Source organism: Klebsiella sp. P1954 (genome assembly GCF_018199955.1).
Lineage (GTDB): Bacteria > Pseudomonadota > Gammaproteobacteria > Enterobacterales > Enterobacteriaceae > Klebsiella > Klebsiella pneumoniae.
The window spans coordinates 158,814-183,905 of the sequence record NZ_CP073373.1; the positions used below are offsets into that span (position 1 = coordinate 158,814).

The 25,092-nt window shown below is 56.8% G+C and carries 28 protein-coding genes; 16 read left to right on the top strand and 12 right to left on the bottom strand.

Features of this window, described 5'->3' with window-relative positions; genetic code table 11:
• Positions 1-2: 2 nt before the first annotated feature.
• From KB890_RS00805 to KB890_RS00815, 3 genes are all read right to left on the bottom strand, one after another.
• Complete coding sequence (locus KB890_RS00805) at positions 3-1,718, bottom strand: ABC-F family ATP-binding cassette domain-containing protein (RefSeq protein ID WP_020324730.1); 1,716 nt, start codon at positions 1,716-1,718, stop codon at positions 3-5.
• 396 nt (positions 1,719-2,114) lie between these two features.
• Positions 2,115-2,822: a hypothetical protein gene (locus KB890_RS00810; protein WP_020324731.1), complete on the bottom strand. Its 708-nt coding sequence runs from the start codon at positions 2,820-2,822 to the stop codon at positions 2,115-2,117.
• A 180-nt stretch (positions 2,823-3,002) separates the two neighbouring features.
• Positions 3,003-4,700, bottom strand: coding sequence for an NAD-dependent malic enzyme (locus tag KB890_RS00815; RefSeq protein WP_002906125.1), 1,698 nt, complete (start codon positions 4,698-4,700; stop codon positions 3,003-3,005).
• Positions 4,701-4,756: 56 nt separating this feature from the next.
• On the opposite strand from KB890_RS00815, the gene KB890_RS00820 reads away from it, so the two are divergent.
• Positions 4,757-4,885 carry a hypothetical protein gene (locus KB890_RS00820; protein WP_002906122.1) on the top strand — a complete coding sequence of 43 codons (129 nt, stop codon included), beginning with the start codon at positions 4,757-4,759 and terminating at the stop codon, positions 4,883-4,885.
• Here KB890_RS00820 and sra read toward each other — a convergent pair.
• Together sra and KB890_RS00830 are read right to left on the bottom strand one after the other, a co-directional pair.
• Positions 4,882-5,022, bottom strand: a complete 141-nt coding sequence (sra, locus tag KB890_RS00825) for a stationary-phase-induced ribosome-associated protein (RefSeq protein WP_004143727.1) — start codon at positions 5,020-5,022, stop codon at positions 4,882-4,884. The genes KB890_RS00820 and sra overlap by 4 nt on opposite strands.
• Before the next feature lie 177 nt (positions 5,023-5,199).
• Positions 5,200-6,051, bottom strand: coding sequence for a Vmh family MBL fold metallo-hydrolase (locus KB890_RS00830; protein ID WP_022631274.1), 852 nt, complete (start codon positions 6,049-6,051; stop codon positions 5,200-5,202).
• Positions 6,052-6,164: 113 nt separating this feature from the next.
• Here KB890_RS00830 and KB890_RS00835 point away from each other — a divergent pair, with 113 nt between their 5' ends.
• Positions 6,165-7,058, top strand: coding sequence for a LysR family transcriptional regulator (locus KB890_RS00835; RefSeq protein ID WP_004184171.1), 894 nt, complete (start codon positions 6,165-6,167; stop codon positions 7,056-7,058).
• Positions 7,059-7,125: 67 nt separating this feature from the next.
• On the opposite strand, the gene KB890_RS00840 is transcribed toward KB890_RS00835, so the two are convergent.
• Both KB890_RS00840 and KB890_RS00845 read right to left on the bottom strand, forming a co-directional pair.
• Positions 7,126-7,371: a YmjA family protein gene (locus KB890_RS00840; RefSeq protein ID WP_002906114.1), complete on the bottom strand. Its 246-nt coding sequence runs from the start codon at positions 7,369-7,371 to the stop codon at positions 7,126-7,128.
• A 196-nt stretch (positions 7,372-7,567) separates the two neighbouring features.
• Positions 7,568-8,482 (bottom strand): SDR family oxidoreductase, encoded by a 915-nt coding sequence (locus KB890_RS00845; RefSeq protein WP_004151242.1) that lies wholly within the window; start codon positions 8,480-8,482, stop codon positions 7,568-7,570.
• 656 nt (positions 8,483-9,138) lie between these two features.
• Between KB890_RS00845 and KB890_RS00850 the strand changes: the two genes are divergently transcribed.
• The 5 genes from KB890_RS00850 to KB890_RS00870 all read left to right on the top strand — a co-directional run bounded on the left by KB890_RS00850 (position 9,139) and on the right by KB890_RS00870 (position 12,299).
• Positions 9,139-9,324, top strand: a complete 186-nt coding sequence (locus KB890_RS00850; protein ID WP_004143718.1) for a con-10 family general stress protein — start codon at positions 9,139-9,141, stop codon at positions 9,322-9,324.
• A 365-nt stretch (positions 9,325-9,689) separates the two neighbouring features.
• Positions 9,690-9,905 (top strand): hypothetical protein, encoded by a 216-nt coding sequence (locus KB890_RS00855; protein WP_004143717.1) that lies wholly within the window; start codon positions 9,690-9,692, stop codon positions 9,903-9,905.
• A gap of 23 nt (positions 9,906-9,928) precedes the next feature.
• Positions 9,929-10,435, top strand: coding sequence for a ferritin-like domain-containing protein (locus tag KB890_RS00860; protein WP_020324760.1), 507 nt, complete (start codon positions 9,929-9,931; stop codon positions 10,433-10,435).
• Between the two features lie 16 nt (positions 10,436-10,451).
• Positions 10,452-10,634, top strand: a complete 183-nt coding sequence (locus KB890_RS00865; RefSeq protein WP_020324736.1) for a hypothetical protein — start codon at positions 10,452-10,454, stop codon at positions 10,632-10,634.
• Positions 10,635-10,673: 39 nt separating this feature from the next.
• Complete coding sequence (locus KB890_RS00870) at positions 10,674-12,299, top strand: alpha-amylase family protein (protein ID WP_094965510.1); 1,626 nt, start codon at positions 10,674-10,676, stop codon at positions 12,297-12,299.
• Here KB890_RS00870 and KB890_RS00875 read toward each other — a convergent pair.
• The 3 genes from KB890_RS00875 to KB890_RS00885 all read right to left on the bottom strand — a co-directional run bounded on the left by KB890_RS00875 (position 12,296) and on the right by KB890_RS00885 (position 14,568).
• Positions 12,296-13,291, bottom strand: a complete 996-nt coding sequence (locus KB890_RS00875) for an SDR family oxidoreductase (protein WP_004151245.1) — start codon at positions 13,289-13,291, stop codon at positions 12,296-12,298. The genes KB890_RS00870 and KB890_RS00875 overlap by 4 nt on opposite strands.
• A 318-nt stretch (positions 13,292-13,609) precedes the next feature.
• A complete protein-coding gene (locus KB890_RS00880) occupies positions 13,610-14,056 on the bottom strand; it encodes a DUF421 domain-containing protein (protein WP_004148482.1) in 447 nt (148 codons plus the stop codon).
• Positions 14,057-14,064: 8 nt separating this feature from the next.
• On the bottom strand, positions 14,065-14,568 hold the full coding sequence (locus KB890_RS00885) for a hypothetical protein (protein ID WP_004180065.1): 504 nt from the start codon (positions 14,566-14,568) through the stop codon (positions 14,065-14,067).
• 144 nt (positions 14,569-14,712) lie between these two features.
• Between KB890_RS00885 and KB890_RS00890 the strand changes: the two genes are divergently transcribed.
• The 4 genes from KB890_RS00890 (at position 14,713) to KB890_RS00905 (ending at position 16,798) form a co-directional block, all read left to right on the top strand.
• Positions 14,713-15,117 carry a YdeI family stress tolerance OB fold protein gene (locus tag KB890_RS00890; protein ID WP_002906035.1) on the top strand — a complete coding sequence of 135 codons (405 nt, stop codon included), beginning with the start codon at positions 14,713-14,715 and terminating at the stop codon, positions 15,115-15,117.
• A gap of 15 nt (positions 15,118-15,132) precedes the next feature.
• Entirely contained in the window at positions 15,133-15,279 is a 147-nt protein-coding gene (locus KB890_RS00895; RefSeq protein ID WP_002906033.1) for a hypothetical protein, read from the top strand.
• A 113-nt stretch (positions 15,280-15,392) separates the two neighbouring features.
• Positions 15,393-15,824: an OsmC family protein gene (locus KB890_RS00900; RefSeq protein ID WP_002906030.1), complete on the top strand. Its 432-nt coding sequence runs from the start codon at positions 15,393-15,395 to the stop codon at positions 15,822-15,824.
• Between the two features lie 104 nt (positions 15,825-15,928).
• On the top strand, positions 15,929-16,798 hold the full coding sequence (locus tag KB890_RS00905; protein ID WP_004180062.1) for an oxygenase MpaB family protein: 870 nt from the start codon (positions 15,929-15,931) through the stop codon (positions 16,796-16,798).
• A gap of 1 nt (position 16,799) precedes the next feature.
• On the opposite strand, the gene KB890_RS00910 is transcribed toward KB890_RS00905, so the two are convergent.
• A complete protein-coding gene (locus KB890_RS00910) occupies positions 16,800-17,486 on the bottom strand; it encodes an ABC transporter substrate-binding protein (RefSeq protein WP_004180060.1) in 687 nt (228 codons plus the stop codon).
• Positions 17,476-17,658: a hypothetical protein gene (locus KB890_RS00915; protein ID WP_004143707.1), complete on the bottom strand. Its 183-nt coding sequence runs from the start codon at positions 17,656-17,658 to the stop codon at positions 17,476-17,478. The genes KB890_RS00910 and KB890_RS00915 overlap by 11 nt, the downstream gene beginning before the upstream one ends.
• A gap of 49 nt (positions 17,659-17,707) precedes the next feature.
• On the opposite strand from KB890_RS00915, the gene KB890_RS00920 reads away from it, so the two are divergent.
• The 5 genes from KB890_RS00920 to KB890_RS00940 all read left to right on the top strand — a co-directional run bounded on the left by KB890_RS00920 (position 17,708) and on the right by KB890_RS00940 (position 25,084).
• Positions 17,708-18,631 (top strand): cation diffusion facilitator family transporter, encoded by a 924-nt coding sequence (locus KB890_RS00920; protein ID WP_004180058.1) that lies wholly within the window; start codon positions 17,708-17,710, stop codon positions 18,629-18,631.
• Between the two features lie 249 nt (positions 18,632-18,880).
• The gene (locus KB890_RS00925) at positions 18,881-19,798 is read left to right on the top strand and encodes a bestrophin family protein (protein ID WP_004180056.1); all 918 of its coding nucleotides are present in this window, start codon (positions 18,881-18,883) and stop codon (positions 19,796-19,798) included.
• Between the two features lie 315 nt (positions 19,799-20,113).
• Positions 20,114-22,414 carry an FdhF/YdeP family oxidoreductase gene (locus tag KB890_RS00930; protein WP_002906020.1) on the top strand — a complete coding sequence of 767 codons (2,301 nt, stop codon included), beginning with the start codon at positions 20,114-20,116 and terminating at the stop codon, positions 22,412-22,414.
• Between the two features lie 149 nt (positions 22,415-22,563).
• A complete protein-coding gene (locus KB890_RS00935; protein ID WP_004180054.1) occupies positions 22,564-23,445 on the top strand; it encodes a LysR family transcriptional regulator in 882 nt (293 codons plus the stop codon).
• Positions 23,446-23,848: 403 nt separating this feature from the next.
• Positions 23,849-25,084 carry a PTS sugar transporter subunit IIC gene (locus KB890_RS00940; RefSeq protein WP_020324756.1) on the top strand — a complete coding sequence of 412 codons (1,236 nt, stop codon included), beginning with the start codon at positions 23,849-23,851 and terminating at the stop codon, positions 25,082-25,084.
• Positions 25,085-25,092: the final 8 nt, after the last annotated feature.

Genomic DNA, 25,092 nt, shown 5'->3' on the forward strand with positions numbered 1-25,092 from the left:
GATTACGTCAGTTGGTTAAGCAGGCGGGCAATCTCCTCTTGCCACTGTGCCTGCAGTGACGGCTTTTGATGTTTTGGCTTGCGGGCCATGTCGTCAGCCAGCCACTGCTCCAGGTCAATCAGCCGCGCCAGCAGCGCCTCCTCATCATCGTCAGCCCCGGCGGGTGTACTTTGCAAAGCGAGCCGGCTGTCCGGGGCGGGCGCCACGGCCTGCAGACGGGCATAGACCTCCTCCAGGCTGTGCCACTCCGTTAGCTCGGCGCTGTCAATCAGCCAGAAGCGGTTACAGCTTTCGCTAATCAGCTGGCGGTCATGACTGACCAGCAGCACGCCGCCGGGGTAATCGCGCAGCGTCTGCGCCAGCGCCGCTTTACCCTCCATATCAAGATGGTTGGTGGGTTCATCCAGCAGCAGCAGACTGTAGCGCGCCAGCGACAGGCCAACGAACAGCAGCCGCGATCGCTCGCCGCCGCTGAGGGTGCTGACCTTCTGGCTATGTCTCGCCCAGCCAAACCCGGCGGCGATCAGCGCCCGTTTACGGGTGTCCGCCGACGGGGCAAACGGCGTCAGGGCCTCGAGCAGGCTGGCCTCGTCCGGCAACTGCGCCAGGGTCTGGTCGTAGTATCCGGGGTGCAGCCGGGGGTGCAGGCGCAGCCCCGGGAGAGGTGATGCGTCGTTCATCTGCTGCCACAGCAGGCGCAGCAGGGACGATTTGCCGCCGCCATTACGTCCCATGATAGCCACGCGATCGCCGCTGCGCAGGCGCGCCACGCCGGTGGTGAAGAGGGATGGCAGGCCCGGCGCGGGCGAGACGGGAAGGGTGTCCATCTCCAAAAGGCGGTCGGCCGGCAGGGCGTCCCCCTGTAACACCAGGCGCCACGGCGGGCCGACGCTGAGCTCGGTCTGCTCGTCTTTCAGGCGGGCGACCTGCTTCTCCATCTGTTTGGCTTTGCGGGCGAGATCTTCATTGTCATAGACCCGACCCCAGGTGGCCAACCGCCGGGCGCTGGCGCTGACCCGGTCGATCTCTTTTTGCTCCGCCTTATGACGTAACGCGGCGCTTTCATCCTGCTCCTGCAGTGCCTGACGGGCAGCGCTGCAGGGCAAGGCGAAGCAATGTAGCGTCTGGTTGCGGAGGATCCAGCTCGCATTAGTTACAGCATCCAGTAAGGTGTTGTCGTGTGACACCAGTACGAAGCTCCCCTGCCAGGTTTGCAGGAAGCTTTCCAGCCACAGCAGGGTGGGCAGATCGAGATGGTTGCCCGGCTCATCCAACAAGAGCAGATCAGGCTGGCGGATCAGCGCCCGGGCCAGCAGCAGACGCGTGTGCTGGCCGCCGCTCAGGGTGGCGGTCTGCTGCTCCATCACCGCCGGGGTAAAGCCCATCTGCGCCAGCAGGCGCTCGGCCAGCCAGCGCTGTGCTTCCCGCGCGTCGGCGGGTAATGGGGCCAGCACCGCCTGCAGCAGCGACTGCGTATGCAGCGCCTCCGGCAGATGCTGTTCAACGCGGGCCATCAGACACTGACCGGCGAGCGAGACGCTGCCCGAGGTGGGCGCGAGGGTGCCGTCCAGCACTTGCAGCAGGGTGCTTTTGCCGCAACCGTTATGGCCGATGAGACCGATCCGGTCGCCTTTCTTCAGGGTGAAGGAGAGGGAGTTAAACAGCGGCCCAAAAGCCGTCTCCACGTGGAGCGCATGGGCAATTAGTAATGTACTCATAGTCAACTTACTCAAGAGTTACAGGCATGCAAATGCCTCGTCAAAACTCGCTGACGATAACCCGGTAAGCCGGAGAGAAGGGATTGCGTGAAGGGTCTTCGCTCAAGCCATAGTTATCGCAGCACGATACCGATAACGCTTGAGCTGGCGCAATTGCCTAAGGCATGTGAAACAATAAACATTTCACAATACAGCATGGGGGGCCTCCTTTTTTATTCAGTAAGTTGATGGGTGATGGCAGTGTAGTGGGGAAAGGGAAAGCGCGCCAGTGACAAAACTGGCAGGGGGCCCCGCCAGCTGTCACCTGCGCCGCCTTTGTCTACGATGCCGGGTTGGCGCAGAGGGCTTATGTGTTTGCCAGAACATGGTTGCAGAACCATTTTTTTGCTGGCTCATTTACGGTGCCTCCACAGGGACGGTGGCGATCGGGCGGGCAATCATGATTGCCGTTTCACTGAGCGCATTCAGATCGCTTACCTGAGTACACTGGCGGGCCATGACCTGCGGATCGCCGTCCGGAAACCAGCCCTCATTGAATGACAGGGTGTAAAACTGGGTATGCCGCTTGACTTCACAGCGCCAGGCGCGGCCAAGATTGTTTCTGTCGATAAGCCAGCGGGGATCTTTCGCTTCAACAAAAATTTCATATTTAGAGGGTTGAGTGACATGTCGATCTGAATTCGTTTTGCTCCAGAAAATGGCAGTGTAAGAAATGTTGTGTTTACCGTACTGAATACTGGCATCTCGTCCGGGTGTGACCTCCGGATGGAGGAAAATAACTATCCCGGCGGCAATCAGTATTATCAGCGCTAATATAGGATGCTGTATCGGCCGCCAGGGAATGTTACGTACCGCCAGCAGCCAGATCAGGGTAATAATAAACACGTAGAGCAGGGCGAAGAAAAATTTACTCGGCTCATAGATGACGACATCCACCAGATCGCCGGTGGCGGGCTGATACTGCTCAGCGCGCGGGGTGAGCATCCACATATCGCCGCCAAACAGGCACAGGCCGGCGATGATGGCGGACCCGCCCGTAAGCAATAAAACAACACGGATCAGAATAGCGATCGTTTTATTTGTGCCTGGGGTTAATTTTTGCATTTCACATTCCGTTGTGAGGGGAGAGGCAACTATTTTGCACAGCGGAGGGCGCGCGGCAAATGCTATCCGTTTTATATTTTTACGATGAATGTATATAGGCGGAAAAAACGTTTCTGTGGCGGGAGGTATTATTCTGACGTTATTAATAACCGGGCCGCTATTTCGACCCGGTGACAGTGATTAAATCGAGGTGCGGCGATAATTGCGATATTCCGGTAACCAGAAATTATCGCTGATCGCTTGCAGCAGCGCTTCGGCGGAGGTTTTCACCGCCACGCCTTGCTCCTGGGCCACCTTGCCGACCGCGAAGGCAATTGCCCGTGAGACGGTCTGGATATCCTTCAGCTCCGGCAGCACCGGACCTTCGCCGTTGTTGACCAGCGGCGAGTGCTGCGCCAGGGTTTCGCTGGCAGCCATCAGCATCTCGTCGGTGACCCGCGACGCGCCGGAGGCGATCACCCCCAGTCCAATACCCGGGAAGATATAGGAGTTATTGCACTGGGCGATGGGATACTGCTTGCCTTTCACGGTAACCGGGGAGAATGGGCTGCCGGTGGCGACCAGCGCCTCGCCGTCGGTCCAGCTCAGGATATTCTGCGGCGTCGCTTCCACCCGTGAGGTTGGGTTGGAGAGCGGCATCACGATAGGCCGCGGGCAGTGCTTGTGCATCTCGCGGATAATCTCTTCCGTGAACAGTCCCGGCTGACCCGAGACGCCGATCAGGATGTTCGGCTTCACGTTGCGCACTACGTCCAGCAGGGACAGCGCCTCGCTGGTGGTATCCCAGCTCTGCAGCTGCTCACGCTTTTGCACCAGCTTGTTCTGGAACGGTAGCAGATTAGGCATGCCGTCGGTTAACAGGCCGAAGCGATCAACCATAAACACGCGCTGGCGGGCCTCTTCTTCACTGAGTCCTTCGCGGACGATCTGGGCGATAATCTGTTCAGCGATACCGCAGCCGGCCGAACCCGCGCCGAGAAAGACAATTTTTTGCTCGCTCAGCTGGCTACCGGCGCCGCGGCTGGCGGCGATCAGCGTCCCGACGGTCACCGCCGCGGTGCCCTGAATATCGTCGTTAAACGAGCAGATTTCATTGCGGTAGCGGTTGAGCAGCGGCATGGCGTTCTTTTGCGCAAAATCTTCAAACTGCAGCAGCACGTCCGGCCAGCGGGCCTTAATCGCCTGGATCACGTCGTCAACGAACTGATAGTACTCGTCGTCGGTAATGCGTGGATGGCGCCAGCCCATATACAGCGGATCGTCGAGCAGCTGCTGGTTGTTTGTTCCGACGTCCAGCACGATAGGCAGGGTGTAAGCCGGGCTGATGCCGCCGCAGGTGGTGTACAGCGACAGTTTACCGATCGGGATCCCCATTCCGCCGATCCCCTGGTCGCCGAGGCCGAGAATGCGCTCGCCATCGGTGACCACAATCACTTTCACGTTGTGGTTCGGGACGTTCTGCAGGATGTCGTCAAGGTTATGGCGATTCTGGTAGGAGATAAAGACGCCGCGGGCGCGACGATAGATCTCGGAGAACCGTTCGCAGGCCGCGCCTACCGTCGGGGTATAGATAACCGGCATCATCTCTTCAAGGTGGTTGCCGATCAGGCGATAAAACAGGGTTTCGTTGGTGTCCTGGATGTTACGCAGATAAATATGTTTGTCGATTTCAGTTTTGAATCCCTGATACTGGATCCAGGCGCGTTCCGCTTGCTCTTCGATAGTTTCAACCACTTCCGGCAGCAGGCCGAGCAGGTTGAAATTGCTGCGCTCTTCCATACTGAAGGCGCTTCCCTTGTTGAGCAGGGGGAATTCAAGCAGAACGGGACCCGCGTAGGGGATGTACAGGGAACGGTTTTTCTTATGGGTAAATTGCATCGCACTAACTCCTTGATCATGACCACAGTCCCGGCGCGGCGATAAGCGAAGGGCGGGTGGAAAGCAGCGGGCAGAGTATAGAGCAGAAGGTCTTCAAGCGGGTAAACAAGCAGTCAATTGCCATAAAAAAACACCATCCTGGCAACAGGACGGTGTTGTTTATCATCACTCAGGCTGAAAATTAACCACCGCGGCGTTTGCGGCCGGTAGCATGGATGTGGTTAATGGTGGTTTCTTCATCGCCTTCCAGCACCACTTTTTTCTGCCGGGAAAGCTTATAGTTCAGACCGAGAAGATGACGTGCCTGATGGTTCGATTTCATTCTGACTCCTTTATCCTGTTCTGGTTTCAAGGGCAAACCCGGTAATGACCGGATGAAATGTAACCCAAAGTCGGCCGCGCGTTTTTTGTGCGGCCACAGGTAGGGTGGTCCATTTTCTCGGTAATAGCAACCCTGGGGAGCCAGATTAAGAACAGTCCTCCTTGCGCGCCGCAGGGGTCACCACTTCATCTCACCGGTATTAACTTTGGCGCTTAACTCCAGCGAGCTGGTCTCCGCCAGGCCCGGCCACTGTGCCTCCATCGCCTTGATCACCCCGGCCGAATCCGAATGCGTCTTCAGCGCCTGCTCGAACTGCTGGAGATAAGTTTTTGTAAAGCGCACTGCGCTGTCTCCCTCCGGCGGGGTGCCGAGATAATGGCCCGGGATCACCCGCTGCGGGTGCAGGGCGATCATCTGGTCCAGCGTATTACGCCATTGCTGACGACTGGCCGGCGTCTGGGTGTCGGCGGTCCAGAGATGCATACCCCACGCCACGCCGGTGCCGCCGAGGATCGTTTTGTTCGCCCGGATCCAGACGAACGCCGCGTAGTCATGCGGCTGCATGATGGTTACTTTCTCGCCATCGATGGTAAAGCTGTTGGCCTTCAGCGCCTGCGGGACATACACCTGCGTCGGCGCGCCGTCTTTCATTTGCGGGCCCCAGTACGCCAGTTTGGCCGCTTTGGTGGCTGCAATATGTCTGACGACCTCCGGCGTGGCGACCACCTCCGCCTGCGGGAAGGCTTTTACCAGCGGCTCAAGACCAAAATAGAAATCCGGATCGCCAGAGGTGATCACAATCCGCGATAGCGGTTTGCCGTTTTTCTTGATCATCTCCACCAGCTTTTCCCCATCTTTGACGCTGAACTGCGCGTCGAAAAGTACCGCTTCATGCGGACCGGAAACGAGGGTCGAGTTGACGGCAAAAAGTCCTTTTTCCTGCGGGTTGTAAGTTTGCAGCGTCAGAGGCGCCGCGAAGACCGCGCCGCTGAACAGGGCGGTAGCAACAGCAAGGGCAGATAATTTCATGATTTATTCTCAGTAACAGGTGAATGCGTTCCATTGTACGGATTTCGCTATTTGATAGAATTCCTGAAACAAGAGATGCTGAGTTTCATAAAACGTGCAGATCAGGGGGAGTGATGGACAGGGTGATTGCTGCGCAGGTGTATCTGCGCATCTGCGAGCTGGGAAGTCTTAGCGCCGCGGCGCGGGCGCTGGGGATGTCGCGCCCGATGGTGAGCCGCTATCTGGAACAGATGGAGAGCTGGGCCGGCGCCCGGCTGATCCATCGCTCAACCCGGCGGCTGACGCTGACCCCGGCCGGGGAGAAGGTATTGCTCAAGACCCGCGGTTTGACGCGGATCGCCGATGAAATCGCCGGCGAGCGTCAGCGGGCCGATCCCAGCGGCACACTGCGCGTCGCCTGCGCGCACTTTACCGCCATGCAGCTGATCTCTCCGCTGCTGCCGGACTTTCTCGCCCGCTATCCACTACTGCGCCTGGAGCTGGATATCAATAACCATCCGGTCAGCCTGATCGGCGAGCGTATCGACGTGGCCATTCGCATTACCGACAACCCGGAGGCGGGGGCCATCGCTCGTCGCCTCGGAGTGTGCCGTTCGCTGCTCTGCGCCGCGCCGGGCTGGATGCGCCAGCATGGCCCGTTGACGACGCCCGACGATCTGCAACGACATAACTGCCTGCTATACAGCCATTTCGCCAGCCAGCACTGGCAGTTCAGCGATGCGCAGGGGCGGGAAGCGTCGGTGGCGGTGAACGGTAATCTGAGCGCAGGGATATCTTCATTGCTGCTGGAGGCGGCGGTTGCCGGGTGCGGCATTGCGATGCTTCCCGAACTGGAGGCCCGGGGCGCGATTGCCAGCGGCACGCTGGAGGTGGTGCTTCCGGAGTGGACGCCGAAGGCGTTGAGCGTTTACGGCATCTATCTTTCCCGCGACTACCAACCTGACGGATTACCGCTATTTCTTGATGCGCTGCAGAGGCGTCTGGGAGAGGAGACTGGCCACGGCTGAGTCTTGGCGCTTCGCGCCCCGACAGCACCGGCGGAAGGCAATTCCGCCGGTAGGCTGACGTTGAGCTTTATTCGTTGCCCCACTGATTAAGGAAATTAGCGATATCGTCAATGCGGTCTTCGTTAATGGCCGCCTCGCGGGCCATTTCTCGCTGCGCCTCTTCGTCAATCTCTTCGTTATTAGTTAACCGCGCAATCAGCAGTTGGAAATAGCGCGCCAGCGCATCGCGTTCTTCATCCTTTACCGGCGCAGCCGCTTCGGTCTCGTATTCGTCCACGATGTCATAAAATTTCAGGGGGATGTCATTACTCATCTGTCGTCCTCAGGGGTGGCGTCGGGGCCAGGGTTAGCGCACAGCGGCGGGCGGACATCATAGCATGCGGCCAGAGTAGCGGAGTGGAGGAAAGAAAAAATTGCCGCAACCGGGAGGCGAGGGGCCAGTATATAGCCGCAAGGGTTGGCCGGGAAAATACCGGCGCGCGCTGGCGCGCGTCGGTATGCCGGGAGGCTTAGACCACACCATCCCCGCCGTCAGAACACCACACCTGTCCGGAGGTATATGAGCAGGCATCGGATGCCAGGGTGACATACAGCGGGGCGATCTCTACCGGTTGCCCCGGGCGCCCCATCGGCGTGTCTTTGCCAAACTGTTTCACCTTCTCGTCCGGCTGGCCGCCGCTGGATTGCAGCACCGTCCAGTAAGGGCCAGGCGCTACGGCGTTCACGCGAATGCCTCGTTTCGCCACCTGTTTAGCCAGCGATTTAGTGAAGATCGCGAGACAGGCTTTGGTCTGCGCATAATCGAGCAGGATCGGGCTGGGTTTATACGCCTGCACCGAGGTGGTATTGATAATCGCGCTTCCGGCCTGGAGGTGAGGCAGTGCGGCGCGGGTGATCCAGAACGGCGCGTAGACGTTGGTTTTAAAGGTAGCGTCGAAATCTTCGGTAGTGAGTTCCTCAAGGGTTTCACAGTATTGCTGACGCCCGGCGTTATTAACCAGGATGCTCAGACCTCCCAGCTGTTCCACCGCGTCGGCCACCAGCGACTGGCAGAAGGATTCGGAGCGAATATCACCCGGGAGGGCCACCGCGGTGCGCCCTTCGGCTTTGATCAGGGCGATAACTTCATCCGCATCCTTTTGCTCTTCGGGCAGATAGTTTATCGCGACGTCGGCGCCTTCGCGGGCAAAGGCGATCGCCACCGCACGGCCAATACCGGAGTCGCCGCCGGTAATTAACGCTTTCTTACCGGCCAGTCGCCCGGAGCCGGTGTAGCTGGTTTCACCGTGGTCCGGGGATGGCTCCATTTCCGCATCCAGACCCGGCGGGGTTTGTTCTTGCTCCGGGAACTCCGGACGTGGAGCCGTCTCTTCTGGCAACATGGAGGTGGGTAACTTCTTCATTGGCGGTTTTTCATCTTGCATAGTCATCTCCTTCAGACAGAACGGGCCAGCTCTAAGAATAGGTCAGCTTCTCCTGGCGACAGACCCTGGATGACTCGCAACATCGCAGTCAATGGCCAATCGTAGGCGTAACGGTATGCCTTAACCGACTGATCCTTGGCGTATTTCGGGGGATAGCGTTGCGTTATTATTGCTGACGTTAAATTAGGATTATTCCATCCTTAATCAAGGGCCACGGGCTATTTTCGTAACGCGCATGATCTTTTTCTCAAGTTACGATGAAGGTGCTGCATGAATAAACGATGAAGATGTTCATTAGCAAACCATGGTCTATAAGGTGATACCTCTTTAGGGGTAATATTTCTGGATATTGTGTTCCGCGAGATAAAGAAATATTTATTCATTAAATTGTTTGCATTTTTTTACAAACGGCCGTTGGACGTTTCTGTTTTACCCGCCGGTGAACATAACCTACGTCAAATAAAGGAGTTGTGTGAGGTATATTTTATCTTACCGCTTCGTTAGTAAAGCTTTATTTTGTCAGTGCGCGGATGGGTATCTGAAATTAATTTGACTCCTGCAGGCATTCCTCTAGTGTTAGATATCGAGGGCGATGATTTGTAACAGGGTCATTTTCCATTTACCAACCGATATTGATCAAACCAAAGGTGAAAATTATGGCAGAGCATAGAGGCGGTTCAGGTAATTTTGCAGAAGATCGTGAGAAAGCATCCGAAGCCGGGCGTAAAGGCGGACAGCACAGCGGCGGGAACTTTAAAAATGATCCTGAACGTGCATCCGAAGCCGGTAAGAAGGGTGGTAAGAACAGTCATGGCGGCGGCCGTAAATCCGGTGACAGCTAGCGACTGATGAGCTGTGACGCCGACAAATCGGCGTTGAGACAAAACCTGTGGGCCAGATGGTCCGCAGGTTTCTGCATATTCAGGGTTTATTTATCTATAACGACATTCATTATCCGCGATGTGGGGAAACTAAAAGGTGAGTAGGAAATCGCCGCATCACTAGCAATTAAAGACGGCCGCAGCGGCAATAAATTAGCCGGACGGTAAAGACAGAAAATAACGGAACGGGACAATACGCAACGCTGTTTTCTTTTTTATGCTTAGGCAAAAGAAAGACATTTTCAGCGTAAGGTTTAGCGCCTGACGCAGCGGTCAGAGCGTCGATAAAATGGTCGCTCAATATTGTTCGGTCCTAAGGTAATAAAATGAAGTTGACGCCAGTGTTTATTAAGCGCTGTCATCTTGTCGCCGCCGTTATGTGGGTGGGTCTGGCGATACCCTCGTTAATCTGGTGGAAAGACAGCGTACTGTGGGTCATTCTCATCAGTATTTATGCCAATATTGTTGGCCATTTATCCGGATATAGCGCAGCGCGAGCTGACCAGGCGGCGGAAGAGAGTGAAGATTCCACGTCAAAATAAAAGGTTAATGATCAGAGGTGTATATGACGGATATTGAAAATTATCACAACTGGCTTCGCGATGCGCATGCCATGGAAAAACAGGCTGAGTCGCTGCTGGTGGCCACCATCAGACGCCTCGATAATGAACCGCAGTTACGCACCCGCCTTGAACAACATCTCTATGAAACCCGACGGCAATTGTCCGCCCTGCAGGATATCATCGCCCGCAACCATATTTCCCGCTCCGCGCTGAAGGATGCGATGAGCCGGGTGGCGGCGTTAGGACAGACCATTGGCATCATGCTGCCCGGTGATGAGGTTATTAAAGTGATTATCACTTCCTACGTTTTTGCCCATTTTGAGGTCGCCTGCTATACCGCTTTATTAACGGCGGCGAAAAGAGTAGGCGACCACAGCGCGATGCACACACTGGAGGGTATCCTGGCTGAAGAGAGAGGAATGGCTGATTGGCTGCTCCATTATCTGCCAGCGCTGACCGGGCAATATCTTATGGATACCGATATGCCTGGCGTTGAGGCCGGGCATTAAGCCGCCGGAGAACGCTATGGTCAAACGGCAAACCATCGCGCTCCTCGCCGCCGAGGAAGAGGTTCCGCTGGTATTAACCGCCAGGCAGCAGGCGCTGGTGGACGCGGTAGCGAACAGGATGCTACCAGCGGAACGCAATCCCGTATCGCCTGTCGGCAAACCGCGCGCGAAGGCCAGGGCGGGGTCCGGATCGCGCTGAGGCGGCTGACAGGGACGGGCAGAACGCGAGGTGAGAGTGATGCAACGGGAAGAGTGGTTTCACAGAGCGGTCATCTATCAGGTTGACAGTTCGCTCTTTTATGATGCCAATGGCGATGGTTTTGGCGATCTCGCGGGCATTCGCCAAAAGCTACACTACATTCGCAGCCTCGGAGCGACGGTGCTCTGGCTGACTCCGTTCTATCTCACTCCTCTGCAGGATGATGGCTATGATATCAGCGATCATCTGCAGCCCGATCCGCGGTTCGGCACTATCGCTGACGTGATTGAGCTGATTGCCCGCGCCCGCGAGCTGGGACTGCGGGTGATCGTTGAGCTGGTGATCCAGCACACCTCCGCGCAGCACCCGTGGTTCCAGGCGGCGCGACGCGATCCCCGGTCGCCGTGGCGGCCGTATTATCTGTGGGCCGATCGGCCGCCGGAAAACGACGATCCTCCCATGTTTCCCGGCGTTGAGGAGAGCGTCTGGCGCTGGGACGAACAGGCTGGGCAATATTATCGCCACATGTTTTATCACCACGAGCCCGACCTGAATCTCGCCCATCCGCCGGTGATCGCTGAAATCGAAAACATTATCACCTTCTGGCTGCAGGCTGGGGTGTCTGGCTTTCGTCTCGATGCCGCGTCACATCTGGTCAAGCAGGCCGGAAAGGGCGACGAGACGCGCGGCTACCCGCTGCTGACCCATCTCCGGCAGGTTGTACAGCGCCTCAATCCCGATGCGATACTCCTGGGTGAAGTGGACGTCGCGGTAGAAGATTACCGTCATTATTTCGGCCAGGGCGATCGGCTGCAGATGGTGCTTAATTTCTGGCTTAACAAATACCTCTACCTCAGTCTGGCGCAGCAGCGCGCCGCGCCGGTGGTGAAGGCCCTGCAGGCGATGGTGACCCCGCCGGACGGGTGCTGCTTCGTCAACTGGCTGCGCAACCATGATGAACTGGATCTTGAGGGGATTGGCGAGCGCAACAAGCGCCAGGTTATCCGCACCTTTGCCCCTGATAAATCGATGTCCGTTTACCAGCGCGGCGTACGCCGAAGACTGGCGCCGATGCTGGACGGCGATACCCGACGCATAGCGTTAGCCCATGCTATCCTGCTGGCGCTGCCCGGCGTGCCGGTGATGCGCTATGGCGACGAGATTGGCATGGGTGACGATCTCTCCTTACCGGAGCGCTACGCGGTCAGAACGCCGATGCAGTGGTCAGCCGCGGCCAACGCCGGCTTTTCCCGGGCGGCGCGGGATGATTTGCCGGTAAAACCGGTGGCCAGCGGGCGGTTCCGCTACCAACGGATCAATGTCGAAACGGCGCTGCGCCATCCCAGGTCGCTGCTGCATCGGGTACGCAATATGGTATTGGCGCGCACGGAATATACTGAACCGGGCTCCCTCCCTTTTACTCTCCTTACCCTAAAGGCCGACGCGGTGCTGGGCTTGCTCTATCGCAGCGAATCGCGGGAGGTACTGATGCTGGCCAACTGCAGCCAGCAGGCGGTAGAGGTCCTGCTCCCGCCGCTGGCCGAGGGCTACTGGAGCCCAATTCTGGAAGATAAGCTCTATCAGGATGGCCTGCACGGCGGGAAAGATGCGCGGCTGGCACTCTCCGGATATGGTTACCGTTGGTTCAGCCGCAGCCTGAGTTAGCGCCGTTTTCCGGAACGACGGAACAACGCCCGCAGCGCCATCGTCGCCACTGCTACCCCGACGCCGGCGGCGACTTTACCCGGGAGATCGGCGCTGATGGTGACTGCTTTACGCCGTGCGCCATCGTTAAAGGGGCCGTGGCCCGGATGATTGCCGCGCACCGGCGTGAACAGGTCGTCCTGTTGGTCTGACGACTTTGGCTGACCGGTAAACTGTCCCTCCCACGCTTTTTTCACCATCAGCCGATCGAGCAGGCGAGGGAAGAAGACCTGGCCGAGGATCGACTGGATGGTGCTTTTTCCGACCCACAGCTCGTTGACCGGGCGCTGGATGACGCTGTAAATAGCCTCGGCGGCGACTTCCGGCTGATAGACCGGGGGCACCGGCTGCATGGCCTGATCCATTTTGTTTCGCGCCCAGCCAAACTGGGCGGTGTTCATCCCCGGCAGTTGCACCATGGTCAACTGGATGTGGCTTTTCTCATGCATCAGTTCGGTTCGCACGGCATCGGTAAAGCCGCGGATCGCCGCTTTCGCTCCGCAGTAAGCCGACTGCAGTGGGATTGAACGCCAGGCCAGCGCCGAGCCGGCCTGAATAATCACCCCCCGATCCCGGGGGATCATGACCTCCAGCGCCGCGCGGGTGCCGTTCACGTACCCGAGATAGGTCACCTCCGTCACCCGGCGAAACTCCTCCTCGCTCATCTGACGAAAGGGCGCCAGCACGGTGGTCATGGCGTTGTTGATCCAGACGTCGATTGCCCCGAGGGTGGTTTCCACCTCGGCGGCGGCGCGCTGCAGCGCCCCGGCATCGACGACATCGGCGCTAATAGCCAGCGTTTTAATGCCAAACCGTTCACAGGCCTGTCGCGTCTCCTGCAAACCCGTTTCGTCTCGGGCGATCAGCGCCACGTGATATCCAGCGCGGGCGAAACGCAGCGCGGTAGCTTTGCCCGCTCCCGCGGTTCCACCGGTAATAACCATCACAGACATAGTGACCTCATTATGTTTTGGCTTTCACAATATTGACTGTACGGATCGGTTAATTATTTCTCACCAATGGCAATGACGAGGTGGGAAATATCCTGGAATAAGCGCAATGTGAATCAGGCGGCATCTCCTGGTTAGTTTCGGCAGATCCTACATACTTCGGCGAAGGCGTTCTATAATTTGTAGGATCCCTGACAACCAGCGAGGAGGAAAAATGTTAATGTTGAACGTTGTTAACGGTGAAAAAGAAGAGGATGACGCCACTCGCGCTCCGGAATCAGGTGATAAACAACCGGAGCGTGATAAATAGCGAAGCCGATACTATTCCTGCTCAGGAATAATGGATATCTGGCCGTTACGCTCGAGAATAGCGAATTTGATCGCTTTCAATTCATAAATGCCATGGTGCTGCCTGGCCGCCAGCAGGATATCATCGACAGAGATATTGACGAGCTTAATCTTCTCGTCGATGACAGCACCATTTTCCACCACGATAACCGGCGTACCATCGAGAAAATTTTCTGCCTGAGCAAATTTTTTCTTAATATAGCCGAACAAAATATCAATACTAACCAGGGTGACGATAGTCAGCATCGACCCGGTAACCGAATAGTCTGTGCTGAGCATCGCCTGCTGGGTGGCTTCGCTGATAATCAGCAACAGTATCAGGTCAAAGTTGGTTAATTGCATCAGAGTTCTTCTGCCGGCAATCTTAAAAATAATCAACAGGATCAGATAGATTGCTGCGGCTCTAAGGACCATTTCCATAGCGACTCCTACGGATAGACAAACTGCTGCCAGGTTACAGAATAGCGATCGTTAACTACCGCCTGCAGAGAGATATTACCGGCCGTTTTTGGGGTAACGGCTAACCACACAGATATCGGTGAAGGCGGGTTCGACCGCTGATAGACGAGATGTAATTTCCCGTCGGCGCTATACATTTTATCCGGCTGCGGACGGATATCACCGATCTGGTAGCGGGTTAATAACGGGGCGGCGAAGCTGATAATGGTGTCGCTGGCCGTATCCGGTTTAATCTGAATATTAAGCTCGGTTTCACTCATCAGCCTGGCATAGCGCTGATAATCGACGCTTAATTCGCCTCCACTGGTTTCCCGGTGTGCTTCACTGAAATAACCGGAGGACCACAGGCCGCTTAACGCGGTAAGAATGATGAGACTCAAAACAATTATCCCATAGCGGCGGAAGCGATATTCAAAGCGTAAGGAGCGTTCATTCTCATCGACGATAGGACAAGGCTGTTGATTCTTAATCATTAATATTTTCCCCGCGTTTCGTTTCGCCAGGAGCGTAACGATAAGGACATTCTTATATTAGACGATATCAGAACAATTGACTTTGTAAAAATGGCCAGCCTCAGCCAGGCTTTATTCTCATCGTCAGCAAAAAACGGAGGCATGATGAAAAAACTAGCATTGGCCATGGCATGTCTGTTTGCCGTAGGTGTCGCGCAGGCGGACGATAAGGGAGGGTTTAGCCAGGATGCCGCGCCGCCGCCGCCGCACAAACTCGATGACGGCTATCGCGGCGTCGAGGATGGCCGGATCATGACCGTTGAGCAGGCGAAAACCATGCACGATGGCGCGACCGTTTCGCTGCGCGGCAATCTGCTCAAGCGGCAGGGAGATGACCGTTATCAGTTTCGTGATAAAAGCGGCACCATCACCGTTATTATCCCGGTCGCCGCGTTTAACGAACAACACGTAGAGCCAGACGATCTGGTCAATATCAACGGCAGTCTGGATCGCAAAATGACGCCGCCGGTCGTGCGAATCGATCGTCTGCTCAAGCAGTCGCCTAAGTAAGCGGAGCACGTCGATATGAGCACCTTTTCTCATTCGCAAGACGAAGAGCGCGGTAAGCAACCTGCCCGTGAGGCGCCCGGGGAGCAGGGCGAAGTTCCGCGTAAACGGGACGACAGCAAGGATGACAAATCCGATCCCTGGCATCCGCAGGATGGCCGATAGCGTCACCAACGACACGAAAACCACGGGAACGTGGGAGCCAGAGGCTGCGAAAAGACGCAGCTTCGGCATCACGCACTATACTTTTTGTTCGACATCACTACAGGAGGAATCAAATGGCGATTCATAAGAAAGGGCTAGCGCACTGGGAAGGCGACCTGAAGCATGGCAAAGGCACCGTGTCGACAGAAAGCGGGGCGCTGAGCCAGCAGCCCTACGGATTTAACACCCGTTTTGAGGGGGTGAAGGGCACCAACCCTGAGGAGCTGATCGGCGCTGCACATGCCGCCTGCTTTTCGATGGCCCTGTCGCTGATGCTCAGCGAAGAGGGATATACCGCAACGTCCATTGACACTACCGCAGTGGTCACCCTCAATAAAACCGACGGCGGCTTTGCGATTACCGATATCGCGCTGCAAAGCCAGATCGTCCTGCCGGACGTGTCTCCGGCGGCGTTCGATGAGATCATCCAGAAAGCGAAAGCAGGCTGCCCGGTATCGCAGGTGCTGAAGGCCAACATTACCCTCGATTACCAGCTGAATCCGTAAGCCGTCGTGCCCGCGTGCTGCGGGCACTCTTTCCGCAATATCTCTCCCAATGCTGTCCAACAGTGGTATCTTTTGTCCTTTAGTTGCACGTAAGGGATACCATCATGATCGGCATTCGCCGGATGATCGAGGCGCAGGTGCTCGGCCTGACCGGCATGGCGCTAAAAGAGATCGACTTTGAACGACCCAAAGGAGAGCCGGGGCTGTTTGGTCCCCAGTCGGCCATCTGGCAGGTGCACGGCGATTTTACCTCGATGCTCTGCGGCGGCATTAGCGCGCTGTTGCTGCAGATGCTGCATCCTCTGGCGCTGGCCGGCGTCTGGGATCACTCTCGTTTTCGCGAGGATATTTTGGGCCGCCTGCGCCGCACCAGCCAGTTTATTTCTGCCACCACTTTTGCCACTACCCCCGACGCCGAACGGCTAATCGCCAAAGTACAGGGGATCCATCAGCGGATCGCCGGGGTGGATAAGGACGGAACCCCGTATCAGGCGAGCGACCCGGCGCTGTTAACCTGGGTGCACGTCGCCGAGTGCAGTCGCTTTATGGCTTCCCACCTGCGCTACAAGCGGACGGTGGTCAGTCCCGAGCGCCAGGAGGACTATTTTCGTGAGTCGGCGGAAATCGCCCGGCGGCTGGGGGCTCGGGATATCCCTCAGACACCGCAGGAGGTGGCGGACTATCTCGAGGCGATGCGCCCGCGACTGCGCTGCGACGAACGTACCCGGGAGGTAGCTCAGGTGCTGCTCTCCACCCGTCTGCCGGGGCGGATGAGCCAGCCGGTCGGCCGGGTGATGATGAACGCAGGAATTGACCTCCTGCCGGAATGGGCGCAGGAGATGCTGGGATTGTCGCTCACGCCGCTGCAGCGGCGCACGACGCGCCTGATGGTGCATGGCGTGGCCCGCGTACTGCGCGCCTCGGTACGCAACGGCGCCTGGCATTGCGCCATGCGCCGGATGACAGAGGCGTGATTCAGTTCGCTTGGCCCAGGTGACCGGCAATCAGCGCCTGCAGACTGCCATCCGCCCGCCACTCGCTAAGCGCGTCGTTTACCGCGTGAAAACGGTCCACGTCCGCCCGGGCGACGCAGATGGCCTGCTGGATCTCGGTAAAATTATCCGCCAGTACCCGCACCCCGGCGTGCTGACGGGCTGTCGCCTCCAGCGGCTGGCGGATGCCGGCGACCATATCCCCTTCACCGGCGAGGAAGGCGTCGATTGCCTCCTGCGAAGAGGGAAGGCGATGCAGGCTGGCGTGCTGCAGATGGCGGGTTAGCCATAGATCGTATGCGGCGTTTTGTCCGACGTTAATGGTGGTTGCCGGGCGATCCATGTCGGCCACGCTCTGGCAGGGCGAATCAACGCTGACCAGCGCGGTGCCCTGGATGGTGATATAGGGCGAGGTAAAGCGCAGGGTGGCTTCCCGCGCCGGATCGATGGCCAGAAAGGCAATATCCCAGTGCTCGCCACCGGCGTCAGCCACCACTTTACCCGCGGCAGGATAGGGAACGAATTCGGCGCTGACGCCCCAGCGCGTCGCCAGCCGATGGCTGAGCTCGACGGTGATGCCCGCGGGCATTCCTGTCTCCCCGAGATGGGCCAGGACCGCATTGCCCAGATTAATGGCGAAACGCAGCCGGGATGGTTTGTTATGTGACATCGCTGACTCCTGTGGTGGCTAAGCTAAAGTGGCCCGACCTGTGGCCACCCTTCAAAAGATAGTTCATAGGCGCAAGGTTGCAGCGTTCCAACGGCACATACAGTAAATAGTCATTACCGACCGCCGCGATATCGTTAAACGGCAAGGCAATGGCTTTTATATTGTTAAGCATAAACTCAGTTTGTCAGTTTATTCTTCCCGCTCACAAAGGGAGAGAAATAATGACACAACATAATTTTGAAAATGATAATAAATATCATGAGCGTTCGGTGCAGGCGCGAAAGAGTACCCTTGTTAGCGTGGTGGTTAATATTTTACTTTCTGCCTTACAGGTAGTCGTGGGAATATTTTCCGGCTCTCAGGGATTAATTGCCGACGGAATGCACTCTTTTTCCGATCTGGTCGCCGATGGCGTGGTATTGATGGCGAATAAAAAGAGCCGTCGACCGTCTGACCACGATCACCACTATGGCCACTGGCGCTATGAGAACGGCGCCTCCCTAATTATCGGCGCGATTCTGCTGCTCGTCGGGGGTGGCATGCTATGGTCCGCGTCGGGCCATCTTGCGCAACCGCAAACTATTCCGCCGGTGCACAGCGCGGCGCTGTGGATGGCGCTGGTGGCGCTGGCCGTCAAGGAGGGGCTGTTTCGCTATATGCTGGCGGCCGCCAGGCGGCTGAATTCGTCGCTGCTTATCGCCAATGCCTGGCATGCCCGCTCTGACGCCGCATCCTCCCTGGTGGTGGCCCTGGGGATTATCGGTAATCTGGCCGGGTTCGCCTGGTTTGACCCGCTCGCCGCGCTGGCGGTGGGGCTGCTGATTGCGCGCATGGGCTATCGTTTCGCCGCCAGCGCGCTGCATGATTTAATGGACCGTGCGGTTGATGAAGAGATGCAGCAGGCGATCGCCGATACGCTGCGAGCAACGCCGGGCGTGGCGGGCCTCCACGATCTGAAAACCCGTAAGGCGGGGGATCTGGTGCTGGTGGATGTCCATCTCGAGGTGGCTGGCGAGATGTCGGTAGCCGAAGGGCATCAGATTGCCCGTCACGCGCGGGAGCGGGTGCTGGCGCAGCATCCGGTGCTTAATGTGATGGTGCATCTCGATCCCTGCGAAGCGCAGGGGTTGACGAAAGCGGTCTGATACACCCGGTAGCCTAAGCGGAAAAATGAATTGGCTCAGCGGTTATTTTTTCTTCTGAGCCATTATTGCTGGCGCATTGATTGCCTGAAATATAAAAAAGGCCCATACTAAAAACGCCATTACCATCGCTAAATAATGGCGCAGATCTGCCCATCGCAGTTAACGATAAAATAAACCAATCGGCTCATAGATAATCTCTATTCTGTATTCAGAGATAATGACCAGAGCGGTAATTCAGGAAGTCAGACAATGATCATTCGGCCAGAACAACACTGGTTTCTTCGCCTATTTGACTGGCACGGCTCCGTGCTGTCGAAAATCATCTTTCGCCTGCTGCTAAATGTGCTGATGTCGATCATCGCCATTATCAGCTATCAATGGTACGAACAGCTGGGGATCCACTTAACCGTGGCGCCGTTCAGCCTGCTGGGGATTGCGATTGCGATTTTCCTCGGCTTTCGCAACAGCGCCAGCTACAGCCGCTTCGTCGAGGCGCGCAATCTGTGGGGGACGGTGCTTATCGCCGAACGCACGCTGGTGCGTCAGCTGCGCAATATCCTGCCGGCGGAACACGATGCCCATCGCCGCATCGTCAGTTATCTGGTGGCCTTTAGCTGGAGCCTGAAGCACCAGCTGCGCAAAACCGATCCGACGGCTGACCTGCGGCGGTTGCTACCGGAGGAGAGGGTGACGGAGATCCTCGCCAGCTCAATGTCCACCAACCGGATCCTGCTGCTGGCCGGCAACGAAATTGGCCAGCTGCGGGAGGCGGGCAAGCTCAGCGACATCACTTACGGGCTGATGGACAACAAACTCGACGAGCTGGCGCACGTGCTGGGCGGTTGTGAAAGGCTGGCCACCACCCCGGTGCCTTTCGCCTATACCCTGATCCTGCAGCGTACCGTCTACCTGTTCTGTACGCTGCTGCCGTTCGCCTTGGTCGGCGATCTGCACTACATGACGCCGTTTGTCTCGGTCTTTATCTCTTACACCTTTTTATCGTGGGATTCGCTGGCGGAAGAGCTGGAAGATCCGTTCGGCACCGCAGCCAATGACCTGCCGTTGAACGCGATGTGCAATACCATCGAGCGCAATCTGCTCGACATGACCGGTCAGCATCCGCTGCCGGAGACGCTGCGTCCGGACCGTTACTTCAATCTGACCTGAGCCTGGCCCACCGGGCGGTTTCGCTGCCCGGTCATCACTTTCCGTAGCAATTTATCCGTCACAGCACCGCGGTGAAAACCGCAAAATTTGCAAATAAGTTAAATTTAACACCTGATAGATAACATCAATTATACAGAATTGTGGTGTATGTTATTATTCAGTTAACAAACGCAGTACCTACGCTTTCCCATCGTACTATCCTTGAGAAACAGCATTCTTTTCAGGTGACGCCATGCGATTCACGCTTCGTCGCCGGGGTTGTCGTACGCCTTTTTCGGCTAGAGACAGCCAGAACAGAGCAGCAGGAGTAAAGAGATGACCAATAAAAGACGCGCGGTTCCCGGTGTTCACCCCTATGACGGTCCGGCAGGCGGGTGGGGCGCGTTGAAGGCCACGGCCATCGCCGTGCGCACCCAGATGGATGCCTTTGAGGCGCCCGCCACGCTGCTGCGTACCAACCAGCCGGACGGTTTTGACTGCCCGGGCTGCGCCTGGCCGGATAAAGAACATAAATCGACCTTCCAGTTTTGCGAAAACGGCGCCAAAGCCGTGACCTGGGAGGCGACCACCAAACGGGTGACGCCCGCATTCCTCGCGGCAAATACCGTATCTTCCCTGCTGGCAAAAAGCGATTTTGAACTGGAGGGCTACGGCCGCTTAACCCATCCTTTGGTTTACGACCGGGACAGCGATACCCTGCGTCCGGTGGCGTGGGAGCAAGCCTTCGCCCGTATCGGCGAGATCCTCCGCGGCCTGCAGCCGGATGAGGTTGAATTCTACACCTCTGGCCGAGCCTCCAACGAAGCGGCGTGGCTGTTCCAGCTGTTTGCCCGCGAGTATGGCACTAACAACTTCCCCGATTGCTCCAACATGTGTCATGAATCCACCAGCGTGGGCCTGCCACAGTCGATCGGCATTGGTAAAGGCACCGTCTCTCTCGACGATTTTGACCAGACCGAGCTGGTGATCTCCATCGGCCATAATCCGGGCACCAACCACCCGCGGATGATGGGCACCCTGCATGAGCTATCCCGCCGCGGCGTGCCGATTATCGTTTTCAATCCGCTGCGTGAACGGGCGCTGGAGCGTTTTGCCGATCCGCAGAACGTAATGGAGATGGCGACCCGGCGCTCGACGCCGATCGCCTCGACCTACTACCAGGTACGGGCCGGCGGCGACGCGGCGGCGCTGAAAGGGATCGCCAAAGCGCTGCTGCAGCTGGAGGAGGAGCAGGGCAATGTGCTCGACCACGCGTTTATTGCCCAACATACCCAGGGATTCACCGCCTTCGCCGATGACCTCCACGCCACCCGCTGGCAGGATATCGAGCAGGAGTCTGGCCTGACGCGCGAATCCCTGAACCAGGTTGCGGCGGCTTACGCCAAATCCAGGGCCACCATCGTCACCTACGGTATGGGCATCACCCAGCATAACAAAGGCACCTCCAACGTGCGTCTGATTGCCGACCTACTGCTGATGCGCGGCAATATCGGCAAGCCGGGGGCCGGGATCTGTCCTTTGCGCGGTCACTCGAACGTCCAGGGTAACCGCACTGTCGGGATTAGCGAAAAACCCTCCGCGGCTTTCCTCGACAGCCTGCAGCGGGTGATGGGGATTACGCCGCCGCGGCATCATGGCCACGATGCGGTAAAAGCCCTGGAGGCCATGATCGCCGGCGAAGCCAAAGCGCTGATCTGCCTTGGGGGCAACTTCGCCGTGGCGATGCCGGACCACGAACGCGCCTTCCCGGCGATGCGCGGCCTTGAGCTCAGCGTTCACGTCGGCACCAAGCTCAACCGCTCACATCTCCTGACGGCGAAAGAGACCTTTATTCTGCCGTGTCTGGGCCGCACCGAGCTTGACCTGCAGGCCAGCGGCCGGCAGTCGATCACCGTCGAGGATTCGATGTCGATGGTGCATGCTTCGTCGGGCAAGCTTAAGCCCGCCTCGCCGATGCTGCGCTCGGAGCCGGCGATTGTCGCCGGTCTGGCGAAGGCCACCTTGCCCGCCAGCAAAGTGGACTGGCAGTACCTCGTGGAAGACTACGATCGCATTCGCGATCTGATCGAACAGACCATTCCTGGGTTCGAGGATTATAACCAGCGCATTCGCCATCCTGGAGGCTTCCGCATGCCGCTGCCGCCGACCGAGCGCATCTGGCCTACCGCCACCGGTAAAGCCATGTTCTCGGTATTTAAAGGGGTGCATGAGAACGTGGTAGTGGAGGGTGAGGACGTGATGCGCCTGGTGACGCTGCGCAGTCATGACCAGTACAACACCACCATCTACGCGATGGATGACCGCTACCGTGGCGTCTTTGGCCGCCGTGACGTGCTGTTTATGAACGAGCAGGATATGGCCGCCCAGGGTCTGGAGCATGGCGATCGGGTAGATATTCATACCGCGCTGCCGGGAAGCGCGCTGACGCTGGAAGATATCACGGTGGTGGCCTACGGCATTGCGCCGGGCACCGTCGGCGCCTATTATCCGGAAGCCAACGTGCTGGTGCCGCTGAACTATCTCGATGAAGAGAGCGGCACCCCTTCGTATAAGTCGGTTCCCGTTCGCCTGACGCTGCGCTCGAAAGAGATCCGTCCGCTGGCCGGCGGGCGCTAAAAAGGTATAGCGCAGAGCGGCGTCGCGCCGTCCTGCGCCCCGCAGCACCTCGTGGTGTCCTCGCTTGAATTTATCGCTAGCGAAACTAACATTCTGGTAACCTGTGCGCGGCCCCGGGGGTGAACGGCGGGGTTCAAACGGGAAAGAGAATGGATATTAAGCAACTCAAGTATTTGATCGCGCTCGATCAGACGCGCCATTTTGGCCAGGCGGCGGCGGCCTGTCATATTACCCAGCCGACGCTCTCCATGCGCATTCGTAACCTGGAAGAGGAGCTGAACCTGACGCTGATCCAGCGCGGCCAACGCTTTGAAGGTTTTACCCCGGAGGGAGAGCGGATCCTGGCCTGGGCGCGGGCGGTGCTGGCCGCTCATGACGGCCTGGCGGCAGAGGCGGCCATCTGTCGCGGGCAGATGGTCGGCCAGCTGCGGGTCGGTATGGTGCCGCTGGCGAGCCTCAATCCGATGCAGTTGATTAAACCCCTGGCGGAGAAATATCCGGCGCTGCAGTTCAGCCTGTTGTCGATGACCTCGGAGCAGATTATCGATGGCGTCAGCCGTAATCAGCTGGATCTTGGGATTTGTTATCTGCAGCATCTGGATGAAGGTCAGTTCAAGATTGCTCGCTTGCCGCAAACCCGGATGGGGCTCCTGCACGATAAACGCCATTTCGACTTCAGCGCCGGGACGCCGGGATGGGAGACGCTGGCGATGCTGCCCCTCGGCTTTTTGACCAAGGGGATGTATTACCGGGAATCGATTGAAATCAGCTTTAAGGCCAAAGGGCTAACGCCGAGGTATGTCTTTGAAAGTGATTCGACGTTTCAGATTATCCAGGCGGTGCAGGCGGGGATCTGCTGCGCCATTATGCCGCTTAACAACGGCCTCGAAGCGCTAAGCGATAATCTTGAAATTCTGCCGATCGCCGAAACCCATGTTGATTCACAGCTGGCGCTGATTATGCGCCAGCAGGAACCAGTCTCGACCCTGGCGGAAAAATGCTTCGCCGAGGCGCAGGGGATATTTGGCTGAGGCCGGGCCGCCGACCTGGCGGCTTGTCACTAAAATGCCTAAACGCCCCTCTGATGGGAGAGTGTCAATATAGCCCCGGTGATGCTGGACCGTTGGTAAAAGTGGTATTGCGGCGCCGCTTAATGCTGTCCAGAAGTTACAAGCCTTAATGACAATTTTTTATCCCTCCTGCAGTACACATCACAAATATTAACTATGGCAACAGTCGTCATTTAAGTTAACAACAACCGATATGTATTACTCCCTAATGATATATTAGGCTGACTTCCTGGTTAGATTATGATGCATTAATGTCATGCCGGCATATGAATTCTTAAATGAATATGTCTGAAAACTAATAATATCACGGACTGTTTACATGTCATCTCATACCAACATTGTACAAGAAAAGGCTTTGCAACTGATGCAAAGTATTGGTCAAAATACCTACCTTAAGTCAATCATGAGCGGTATGATGCTCATATTGCCAGTAACGATCATGAGTTCTGTGGCGACTTTGGTTAAAGTGTTTCCGTTTGCTCCATATCAGGATTTTTTGTTACGACACAACTTAACTCGCTTCTTTGATATCCCGATTACCTTCACGAATAATTTTTTAGCCGTGATTGTCGCTTTCTCCGTTGCCTATACGCTAGCGAAAAATTTCGATGTTGATGGCTTCATGTCAGGCCTGATTTCAATGATCTCTTTCTTTATTTTAACGCCGTATGATCTCGGTGAAATAGGGCCGTTAGGGCAATCATTTTCAATCCCTGGCCAATGGCTGGGGCCCATGGGGCTGTTTACCGCCATTCTGGTGGCGATAATTTCAACACGAATATTCGTGGCGATAACTCGCAAGGGGTTGATTATCAAAATGCCAGAAAATGTCCCTGAATTTATCTTCAAATCGTTCTCTTCATTGATTCCAGGAATCGCCATCCTGACGCTGTTTACAATTATCTCCGCAGTCATTACCAGCGTTTGTTATGGGAGCATTCACGAAATTATTTATAAATTAATCCAGGTTCCGCTAACATCACTTGGATCCGGAATCTGGTCACTCATCTTTGTTGCTGTTGTTGCGCAATTGCTATGGTTTTTTGGGCTGCATGGCCACGCTATCACCCTCGGTATCGTAGCGCCGATCTGGTTTGCCATGGATGCCCAGCAGCTTGCTGCGTATGCTGCAGGCGTCGACTTACCCAACATCACCGGCTTTGCGTTCTTTATGACTTATGGCGCTGCTGGAGATTTATTGCCGCTGGCTATAATGCTCGCTTTTTTCGCGAAGAGCGCACGCTATAAAACGCTCGGTAAGATCGCCTTGCCGCCAGCTATCTTCACCATTGGCGAACCGATGGCTTATGGCGTGCCGCTGGTAATGAATTTTACTCTGGCGATTCCTTATATTTTTATCAATGGCATCATGCTCGGCATTGCATGGTATCTAACGGTCATTGGCGTATTGCCTCGCGTCGCTGGGGTGAGTACCCCGGCCGGCATGCCGATCATTATTTCTGGTTTTATGCAGGGGAGCTGGAAAATTGCCGCTTTCCAATTTATAGGACTTTTTGCGCGATTTGCAGGATGGTATTTCTTCTTCAAGACTGCCGATCTTGTCGCTTGTCGGGAAGAAAATCAGACGGATACCATTTGAATGCTCCT

What these genes read in the sequence shown, in the direction of transcription:
- KB890_RS00805 (WP_020324730.1), bottom strand. Translation starts at nt 1,718, where the DNA reads ATGAGTACATTACTAATTGCCCATGCGCTCCACGTGGAGACGGCTTTT.
- KB890_RS00810 (WP_020324731.1), bottom strand. Translation starts at nt 2,822, where the DNA reads ATGCAAAAATTAACCCCAGGCACAAATAAAACGATCGCTATTCTGATC.
- KB890_RS00815 (WP_002906125.1), bottom strand. Translation starts at nt 4,700, where the DNA reads ATGCAATTTACCCATAAGAAAAACCGTTCCCTGTACATCCCCTACGCG.
- sra (WP_004143727.1), bottom strand. Translation starts at nt 5,022, where the DNA reads ATGAAATCGAACCATCAGGCACGTCATCTTCTCGGTCTGAACTATAAG.
- KB890_RS00830 (WP_022631274.1), bottom strand. Translation starts at nt 6,051, where the DNA reads ATGAAATTATCTGCCCTTGCTGTTGCTACCGCCCTGTTCAGCGGCGCG.
- KB890_RS00835 (WP_004184171.1), top strand. Translation starts at nt 6,165, where the DNA reads ATGGACAGGGTGATTGCTGCGCAGGTGTATCTGCGCATCTGCGAGCTG.
- KB890_RS00840 (WP_002906114.1), bottom strand. Translation starts at nt 7,371, where the DNA reads ATGAGTAATGACATCCCCCTGAAATTTTATGACATCGTGGACGAATAC.
- KB890_RS00845 (WP_004151242.1), bottom strand. Translation starts at nt 8,482, where the DNA reads ATGCAAGATGAAAAACCGCCAATGAAGAAGTTACCCACCTCCATGTTG.
- KB890_RS00850 (WP_004143718.1), top strand. Translation starts at nt 9,139, where the DNA reads ATGGCAGAGCATAGAGGCGGTTCAGGTAATTTTGCAGAAGATCGTGAG.
- KB890_RS00855 (WP_004143717.1), top strand. Translation starts at nt 9,690, where the DNA reads ATGAAGTTGACGCCAGTGTTTATTAAGCGCTGTCATCTTGTCGCCGCC.
- KB890_RS00860 (WP_020324760.1), top strand. Translation starts at nt 9,929, where the DNA reads ATGACGGATATTGAAAATTATCACAACTGGCTTCGCGATGCGCATGCC.
- KB890_RS00865 (WP_020324736.1), top strand. Translation starts at nt 10,452, where the DNA reads ATGGTCAAACGGCAAACCATCGCGCTCCTCGCCGCCGAGGAAGAGGTT.
- KB890_RS00870 (WP_094965510.1), top strand. Translation starts at nt 10,674, where the DNA reads ATGCAACGGGAAGAGTGGTTTCACAGAGCGGTCATCTATCAGGTTGAC.
- KB890_RS00875 (WP_004151245.1), bottom strand. Translation starts at nt 13,291, where the DNA reads ATGTCTGTGATGGTTATTACCGGTGGAACCGCGGGAGCGGGCAAAGCT.
- KB890_RS00880 (WP_004148482.1), bottom strand. Translation starts at nt 14,056, where the DNA reads ATGGAAATGGTCCTTAGAGCCGCAGCAATCTATCTGATCCTGTTGATT.
- KB890_RS00885 (WP_004180065.1), bottom strand. Translation starts at nt 14,568, where the DNA reads ATGATTAAGAATCAACAGCCTTGTCCTATCGTCGATGAGAATGAACGC.
- KB890_RS00890 (WP_002906035.1), top strand. Translation starts at nt 14,713, where the DNA reads ATGAAAAAACTAGCATTGGCCATGGCATGTCTGTTTGCCGTAGGTGTC.
- KB890_RS00895 (WP_002906033.1), top strand. Translation starts at nt 15,133, where the DNA reads ATGAGCACCTTTTCTCATTCGCAAGACGAAGAGCGCGGTAAGCAACCT.
- KB890_RS00900 (WP_002906030.1), top strand. Translation starts at nt 15,393, where the DNA reads ATGGCGATTCATAAGAAAGGGCTAGCGCACTGGGAAGGCGACCTGAAG.
- KB890_RS00905 (WP_004180062.1), top strand. Translation starts at nt 15,929, where the DNA reads ATGATCGGCATTCGCCGGATGATCGAGGCGCAGGTGCTCGGCCTGACC.
- KB890_RS00910 (WP_004180060.1), bottom strand. Translation starts at nt 17,486, where the DNA reads ATGTCACATAACAAACCATCCCGGCTGCGTTTCGCCATTAATCTGGGC.
- KB890_RS00915 (WP_004143707.1), bottom strand. Translation starts at nt 17,658, where the DNA reads ATGCTTAACAATATAAAAGCCATTGCCTTGCCGTTTAACGATATCGCG.
- KB890_RS00920 (WP_004180058.1), top strand. Translation starts at nt 17,708, where the DNA reads ATGACACAACATAATTTTGAAAATGATAATAAATATCATGAGCGTTCG.
- KB890_RS00925 (WP_004180056.1), top strand. Translation starts at nt 18,881, where the DNA reads ATGATCATTCGGCCAGAACAACACTGGTTTCTTCGCCTATTTGACTGG.
- KB890_RS00930 (WP_002906020.1), top strand. Translation starts at nt 20,114, where the DNA reads ATGACCAATAAAAGACGCGCGGTTCCCGGTGTTCACCCCTATGACGGT.
- KB890_RS00935 (WP_004180054.1), top strand. Translation starts at nt 22,564, where the DNA reads ATGGATATTAAGCAACTCAAGTATTTGATCGCGCTCGATCAGACGCGC.
- KB890_RS00940 (WP_020324756.1), top strand. Translation starts at nt 23,849, where the DNA reads ATGCAAAGTATTGGTCAAAATACCTACCTTAAGTCAATCATGAGCGGT.